The following is a 7095-nucleotide window of genomic DNA, read 5'->3' as shown; positions in this document are numbered from 1 at the left end:
AGGTGTGGCGTCAAGGTGTGCGCGCACGCCGAACCGGCGCGAGCGCGTCAATGCGTAGGCAAGTCGTTAGCGGTCGGTATTCAGGGGAAGCACACAAGGGAGCTGACGGACAAGGCATTCCGTTGAGTACGGCGGATCCGGCCGGTGCGGCAATGTCTACAGGATGTCCACGACATCGGCCGTCATGAATTCGCGCATTCTGATGACACCAGAGGCAAGGGCGAAATAACGGGAGGTGAGTTCGGGGGACTTGGCAACGCCGTGCAGCATTCGCAATCTTGCCTTGGTCGGGCGGAGATTCGCAAGTTCGAGCGTGCTCGTATAGGGCTCGTGCAGCGCGGAGTTCATGGCCTTCTCGTACTGCGAAAGGGCCGTGTCGACCGCGAGGGAATCCGCGGCGTCCACGCCGGTGAGGGCGTCGGCGATGAGGTCGGCCTGGATGAGCGCGTTGGTGATGCCGCGGGCGGTGATGGAGTCCAGGTGGTGTGCGGCGTCGCCGATCAGCGCCCAGCCGGGGCCGTGGGGTTTGCGGAAGTAGTTGCGCTGGTCTCCCGTGCCGCGCCAGCGGTCGGCGCGCTCGGCGGACGCCATCTGCTCGTACAGGTCCGGCGCGGTCGACTCGACGGCCGCCAGATAGGCGGCGCCGGGGTCGCGCCGGGCGGTGGCGAATTCGTCCTGCGGAAGGTAGGCGGCCACGATCGTGAGGTCGTCGTGCGTCGGAATGCGGGCGATCCAGCGTCCGACGCTCTCGTGGAAGCCGAAGCCCGTGCTGATGCCGTGCCAGAACGTGTAGTAGACGCAGCTGGCCAGCGGGTCCGACCGCAGCACGGGCGCGTCGACCAGTTCGGCGACCTTGGAGCGCATGCCGTCGGCGCCGATGACCAGGTCGGCCGACACCGTTGTCGTGGCGTCGCCCGCGCGCATGCGGACGCCGGTGACCCGGTCGCCGTCCCTGATCAGGTCCTGGACGCGGGCGCCGTCCACGAAGTCGGCGCCCGCCGCGACGGCGGCCCGGGCGAGCAGGTCGTCGAGGACGTACCTCCTGGGTGCGTACGAAGCGGAGAGGCCGTCCAGGGTGGGGAGCGGGGAGGTCAGGCGGAGGCCGTCGATCTGGTGGCTGATGGTGTCGAGCGGGGGGCAGCCGGAGGCCACGACCGCGTCGAGGACCCCCCACCGCGCGAGCCGCAGCACGCCCGGCTGGTGGAGGTAGAGCGTCGACATCGTGTCGGACGGGAACGACGCCTTGTCGACCAGCAGGACGCGTCTTCCCTGCCGGGCGAGGAGCAGCGCCGTGGACGCGCCCGCGCAGCGCGCGCCCACCACGACCACGTCGTAGTCACTCATTCACGAAACCCCCGATTCGCAGGCGAAGGCGGAAAGCGCTCCTTCGGCCTGGCGTGCCGTGCTCCCGAAATCGGGAGCGGCCGTGCGGTTTTTGGACAAGTCCCTGGCATGTCCGACACGTTCGACCGCGTTCGGCATTGAGCGTCGTAACCAGGCGTCCCGGTGCGGCGCGTCCCCGTCACGAACGACGGGGCTGGGTCGAACTGTCATGCGGAGGAGCATACCTACGTGCCAGTAGCGGCGGAAGGCGGACTTTCCACGGGACGCGCTGTTCATGCCGCCTACACCTACGCATGGCAACTCCCGTTGGTGCGCGCTACATCCACCGGTTCAGCACGGCGCGGGACCGCCGCGTTCCGGCAGCGCGCACCGTGGCTGAGCCCCTCCGTCAACCATCATCCATCGATACCCCTTTGCCAACTCTTAAACCGTCACTGGTCAGCTCTTGGCGGCGGCCTGGCGTGCCCTTTGAGCCGATGTCCAGAACGGTCCGGGCGCCTTTGCCGAAGGAGTTCGCCAAGGTCCGTGGCGGGCGCCGACTTTCGCACGGATGCGGTGGACGTCCCTTTTCGTAGGGATACTTTGGGATACCTAGGGATACCTGCGGGGTGGCCGGAACGCGCTGGCCCGGCGGCCGTTCCGGGAACGCGCGAAGCCTCCGCCGGGACGGTGTTCCGGCCGGTTTCCCGGCCGTTGGTCCGTCCCCCGGAGGCTTCGAGGGGCTTCGAGGAGGTGCGAGGGGCTTCGCGGTGCTTCGAGGGGTTCCTGGGGGCGGCGCGGTGGAGGGTGCCGCGCACCCGGCTACTTGCCCAGCTTCGCGGCGTTGGCGGCCCGCTTGGCGAACATCCTCTCCTTGGACTCCTCCATCTCGCGCAGCGCCGACTTGCGCTCCCGCTTGGAGAGCCGGTCCAGGTACAGCTGGCCGTACAGGTGGTCGGTCTCGTGCTGGAGGCAGCGGGCGAAGTAGCCGCGGCCCTCGATCACCAGCGGGTTGCCGTCCTTGTCCCGGCCGCGGACGACGGCGCGGTCCAGGCGCGGCACGACGCGGTAGGGGCCGGGCACGGACAGGCAGCCCTCGGACTCCTCGACCAGCGTGCGCTCGCTCGTCTCGACCTCGTCCAGCACCGGGTTGGCGATGTGCCCGACGTGGCGCACCCCCCAGTCGTCCGTGATGTCCCAGATGAACAGCTGGAGGTCCACGTCGATCTGGTTGGCGGCGAGGCCCGCGCCCTCCGCCGCCTGGTTGGTGGCGAACATGTCGTCGATCAGCCGGGCCAGCTCCGGCGTGCCGAACTCGGCGTCGGTGACCGGCTTGCAGCGGCGATGCAGAACCTCCTCGCCGACGACGGTGATCCGGCGCACCGCGCCCCGCTCGACCTCCGGCGCCAACCGCGGGTAGGAGTCGACGGGTTCGCCCTGCACGCGCACCCGGCGGTCCTGCGAGGTGTCACCGAAACCAACAGCCATGGAGTTTCAACGCCTTCCGCACATGCGTGAGCCGACCGGGGAGCGCGCCCCGGTCGGCTGCCGCTCAGCTTGACCGAACGCTTTCCAAAGTAGCAGCCTTTGCAAAGTGAGCGATGAGAAGCGCCAAGCGGCCACCCCGGAACCGCAGTTGCCCCGCGCCCGCAGGCCGCTGCCGGACCATCCCCTGCGCGTCGCCCTCCTCGACCTGCTCGCCGAGGTCGGCACCCTGACGTCCACTCAGGCCGCCGCCCGGCTCGGCCACAGCTCCGGGCTCTGCTCGTTCCACCTGCGCCAACTCGCCCGGCACGGACTGATCGAGGAGGTGCCGCGCAAGGGCGGCCGGGCCCGGCCCTGGCGGCTGCGCTGGGAGTCCTCAAAGGCACCGGAGCACGGCGAAGGACCGGCGGCCCCGGACGCCTTCGACGCCCTCGCGCGCGGCCTTGAGGACGAGAGCTACCGGCACTGGCTGAGCCACCGCGACCAGGCGCCGGACGCCTGGCGCGCCGACGACTCCTTCAGCGCGGTGGTCCACCTCACCCCGGCGGAGACGACCGAACTCGCCGCGTCGATCCGCCAGCTCCTGGCGGCGTACCGCGAACGCGACCAGCACCCCGGCACCCGCCCCGAGGGCGCGCTGCCGGTCGCCGCGATCGCCCGGCTCTTCCCCCTGCTGCCCGAGAACCCGGCGCGGCCCGACTCTGGTCGGGGGTGACTCCGTACGGCACGTGACGGCACGTCCAGCGAGCAGGCTCCGGCGTGCGTCGAGGCACAGGAGGCGCGGGCCTGCCCGGCGTACTGGGCACGCGCACGCCGTTCCCCGTTGGTGATCTTCCTGGGCTGGGCGGCTCGTACACTGACGACGATGGAGCACTACACGGCCACCGGGATCGGTGCGCGTCCGGCGCCCGTCCTGCGGCGTTACGTCGACTCGTATGTCGGCTTCGACCTCCGCGGGCTCCCGACGGGGGTGCACTGCGGTCCGCCGAGCCGCGCGCTCACCGCGGTGATCAGCCTGTCGGACCCTTTGGAGGTGGCGGCGGGCGTTGACGACGGGTCACCGGTCGCCCGCTTCGACAGCGTGGTCGGCGGTCTGATGTGCCGGTCCGTCGCGATCCACCACGACGGACGCCAGCGAGGTGTTCAGGTGTCCCTGACACCGCTCGGGGCACGGGCCATCTACGGCGTGCCAGCCGCCGAGCTCGCCCACCGGCTGGTCCCCCTCGACGAGCTTCTCGGAACGCTCGCCGCCGAGTTGGTCGACCGGCTCCGATCGGCGACGACATGGGCGGCACGGTTCAGCGCGCTGGACGAACTGCTCCTCCGGGCTGTCAGCCGTGGCGCCCGCGGCGACCACGCGCGCTGGCCGCGCCCCGAGGTGGCCGAGGCGTGGCGCCGCCTCGTCGCCGCGCGGGGTTGCGTCCAGGTCGGTGCGCTCGCCGCGGAACTCGGCTGGAGCCGCCGGTACCTCACCGAGCGGTTCCGCGGTGAGACGGGCCTGTCGCCGAAGACCTTCGCCCGGGTCTTGCGCTTCGAGCACGCGCACGAACTGGCGGCGGCGCGGGACCCGCTCCCGTGGGGCGATGTGGCCACCGCGTCCGGCTACGCCGACCAGGCCCATCTCGTGCGGGACTGGCGCGAGTTCACGGGCCGGACGCCGACGGCCTGGCGTCGCGGCGAAGTCCTCCTCACCGCCGGGTAGCCGCCGACCGCCTGCCCGGTGCGTCGGGGTCCGTTCCCTTTTCTTCAAGACCGCCCGATCATCGGCGTGGACGATCGTCGGCATGAGACTCGTCAACCACGAACGCAACGCCATGGACCTGCGGACCACCCCCGTGCACCTCGGACTGGGATCGAGGGCGCAGGCCATCGAGGGCTTCGCCTGGGACCCGGAGGTGCTCCAGGCCTACACCGCCGCGGTCGCCTCGGACGGCGCCGAGGGCCGGATGGTGATGATCTTCGACGGCGACGGGCCCGGCGACCACTGGGAGCGCCACCCGGCAGGCGACGAACTGGTCGTATGCCTCAGCGGGTCCGTGACGGTCACCCGCGACGTGGATGGGGTGCCCGACCGGGTTCTGCTCGGGCCGGGCGAGGCCACCATCAACCCGGCCGGGGTATGGCACGCGGTCGACATGGAGGGGCCGACGTCTCTCCTGGCCATCACCGCGCCCCTCGGCACCGACCACCGTCCCCGGACGGACACCCGCCCTCGGACCGACACCAGCTCTCGGACCGACACCCGCCCGGCCGAGCGCGTCGGCACGCCCGGCCCGGAGGAAGCGCCGTGACGACACGCGTCGCGTGCCTCGGCGACAGCCTCACCCGCGCGCAGTTCAGCGTCGACTACCTGGGGCTTCTCGGACGACGCCATCCTCCCGCCGAGGTGCGGCCTGCCCGTTTCGGTGCCAACGGCGACTTCGCCCACAACCTCTTGCAGGGCCTCGACGCCGTCGTCATGAATCCACCCGATGTGATCACCGTGTTGATCGGGACCAACGACGCCCGAGCGAGCCTTCCCGGCTACCCCATGGAGCAGGCCATGAAGCGCAAGCGGCTCCCCCACCGCCCGTCGGCGGGCTGGTTCCAACAGTGCCTGGGAGCCGTCGTCGCACGGCTGCGCGCGGAGACCGACGCGACGATCGGCCTGCTGTCGCTGCCGGTGCTCGGCCAGCGGCTCGACGGCGCGGCGGCACAGGCATCGCAGGCGTACAGCCGGATGATCGCCGAGGTCGCCGCCACCAACGCGGTGGCCTACCTTCCGCTCCACGAACGCCAGGTCGAGGAACTGCGCCAAGCGGACCCGCCGCCGATTTCCTACCGGGAGGTGACGCCCGCGGACGCCCTCGGTGTCCTCGTCCAGCGCGCGGTGCTGCGCCGCAGCCTCGACGCGATCTCACGGCGGCGGGGTCTCGTGCTCACGACCGACCACATCCACCAGAACAGCCGCGGCGCCGCCCTCATCGCCGAGGTCATCGACGCCGGTCTGCTGGCCCAGAGGGCGTAGCCGGTCCCGGCGCCCGGCCAGTCGGATGCCGTCTCCCGCCCGGATGCCACCTCCCGCCCGGAGGTGGCATCCGGGCGACAGCGTCCGAGCGGGCTCGTGCACCTCAGGACGGCTCCTGCCGCCCGCGCTCGCACGCGTCGCGGCGGGTATTGAGGCGCGCGGCCCGACGCGTCAGGTAGTCGCGTTCAGGGACGCTGGCCGCCTTGCGGGCGGCCTCCGCGTACAGGCGGGCCGCCGTCGCCAGGTCGCCGTCGCGCTCGTGGAGGTACGCCGCCACCGCCGCGTGGCGCGGCAGCGCGGCGTCCAGTCCGGCGAGCGCCGCGAGCCCTGCGCGGGGACCGTCGGCCTCGCCGAGCGCGACCGCGCGGTTGAGCCGCACGACGGGGTTGCCGGTGAGGCGTACCAGCTCGTCGTACCACTCGACGATCTGCACCCAGTCGGTCTCGGCGGCGGTGGGCGCGTCGGCGTGCAGGGCGGCGATGGCGGCCTGGGCCTGGAACTCGCCGAGGCGGTCCCGCGCCAGCGTCGCCTGGAGGATCCCGATGCCCTCGGCGATCATCCGGGTGTCCCAGCGGCCCCGGTCCTGCTCGGCGAGCGGCACCAGGCTCCCGTCGGGCGCGGTGCGGCTGGCGCGCCGGGCGTGGTGCAGCAGCATGAGGGCGAGCAGCCCGGCCACCTCGGGGTGGGCGATGACGGCGGCGAGCTGCCGGGTGAGCCGGATGGCCTCGGCGGCGAGGTCGACGTCACCGGAGTAGCCCTCGTTGAAGACCAGGTAGAGCACGCGCAGTACGGTCGCGACGTCGCCGGGCGTGTCCAGGCGCACGCCCGACACCGTGCGCTTGGCCCGGCTGATGCGCTGCGCCATGGTCGCCTCGGGAACCAGGTAGGCCCGGGCGATCTGACGGGTCGTCAATCCGCCGACGGCGCGCAGGGTGAGCGCGACGGCGGAGGACGGCGTCAGCGAGGGGTGCGCACACAGGAAGTACAGGTGGAGCGTGTCGTCCGCCGAGGGCGCGGGCCCCGGCGCGGGCTCCCGCTCGGCGTGGTCCTCGCGCCGACGGCGGGCGGCGTCGGCGCGGGTGGCGTCGAGGAACTTCCGCCACGCCGCGGTGACCAGCCAGCCCTTGGGGTCCCTCGGCGGCTCGTCCGGCCAGACGCGGATCGCCTCCACGAGGGCGTCCTGGACGGCGTCCTCGGCCGCCGCGAAGTCGGCTCCGCGGCGGACGAGGACGGTGAGGACGCTCGGGGTGAGGCCGCGCAGCAGGGCCTCGTCCAGGGCG

At 72.1% G+C, this 7095-nt stretch carries 7 protein-coding genes; 4 read left to right on the top strand and 3 right to left on the bottom strand.

Features of this window, described 5'->3' with window-relative positions; all coding sequences use genetic code 11:
* Positions 1-156: 156 nt before the first annotated feature.
* Both ACOBQU_RS36580 and def read right to left on the bottom strand, forming a co-directional pair.
* Entirely contained in the window at positions 157-1344 is a 1188-nt protein-coding gene (locus ACOBQU_RS36580; RefSeq protein ID WP_423633414.1) for an FAD-dependent oxidoreductase, read from the bottom strand.
* 801 nt (positions 1345-2145) lie between these two features.
* Positions 2146-2811 (bottom strand): peptide deformylase, encoded by a 666-nt coding sequence (def, locus tag ACOBQU_RS36575; RefSeq protein ID WP_423633412.1) that lies wholly within the window; start codon positions 2809-2811, stop codon positions 2146-2148.
* A 106-nt stretch (positions 2812-2917) separates the two neighbouring features.
* Here def and ACOBQU_RS36570 point away from each other — a divergent pair, with 106 nt between their 5' ends.
* The 4 genes from ACOBQU_RS36570 (at position 2918) to ACOBQU_RS36555 (ending at position 5815) form a co-directional block, all read left to right on the top strand.
* Positions 2918-3523 carry a helix-turn-helix domain-containing protein gene (locus ACOBQU_RS36570; RefSeq protein ID WP_423633410.1) on the top strand — a complete coding sequence of 202 codons (606 nt, stop codon included), beginning with the start codon at positions 2918-2920 and terminating at the stop codon, positions 3521-3523.
* Positions 3524-3673: 150 nt separating this feature from the next.
* A complete protein-coding gene (locus ACOBQU_RS36565; RefSeq protein ID WP_423633408.1) occupies positions 3674-4510 on the top strand; it encodes a helix-turn-helix domain-containing protein in 837 nt (278 codons plus the stop codon).
* 82 nt (positions 4511-4592) lie between these two features.
* Positions 4593-5099, top strand: coding sequence for a cupin domain-containing protein (locus ACOBQU_RS36560; RefSeq protein ID WP_423633406.1), 507 nt, complete (start codon positions 4593-4595; stop codon positions 5097-5099).
* The gene (locus ACOBQU_RS36555; RefSeq protein WP_423633404.1) at positions 5096-5815 is read left to right on the top strand and encodes an SGNH/GDSL hydrolase family protein; all 720 of its coding nucleotides are present in this window, start codon (positions 5096-5098) and stop codon (positions 5813-5815) included. Before ACOBQU_RS36560 ends, ACOBQU_RS36555 begins: the two co-directional genes overlap by 4 nt.
* A 103-nt stretch (positions 5816-5918) precedes the next feature.
* Here the strand turns inward: ACOBQU_RS36555 and ACOBQU_RS36550 are convergent, their stop codons facing one another.
* A complete protein-coding gene (locus ACOBQU_RS36550; protein WP_423634955.1) occupies positions 5919-7091 on the bottom strand; it encodes an RNA polymerase sigma factor in 1173 nt (390 codons plus the stop codon).
* Between the last annotated feature and the right edge of the window lie 4 nt (positions 7092-7095).

The sequence above is a fragment of the Streptomyces sp. G45 genome (genome assembly GCF_049542095.1).
Taxonomy (GTDB): Bacteria; Actinomycetota; Actinomycetes; order Streptomycetales; family Streptomycetaceae; genus Streptomyces.
Note: the sequence above shows the minus strand (reverse complement) of the source record. Positions and strands in the feature narration are given on the sequence as shown.

Coding starts and splice junctions, on each gene's coding strand:
- ACOBQU_RS36580 (WP_423633414.1), bottom strand. CDS start 1,344: ATGAGTGACTACGACGTGGTCGTGGTGGGCGCGCGCTGCGCGGGCGCG.
- def (WP_423633412.1), bottom strand. CDS start 2,811: ATGGCTGTTGGTTTCGGTGACACCTCGCAGGACCGCCGGGTGCGCGTG.
- ACOBQU_RS36565 (WP_423633408.1), top strand. CDS start 3,674: ATGGAGCACTACACGGCCACCGGGATCGGTGCGCGTCCGGCGCCCGTC.
- ACOBQU_RS36560 (WP_423633406.1), top strand. CDS start 4,593: ATGAGACTCGTCAACCACGAACGCAACGCCATGGACCTGCGGACCACC.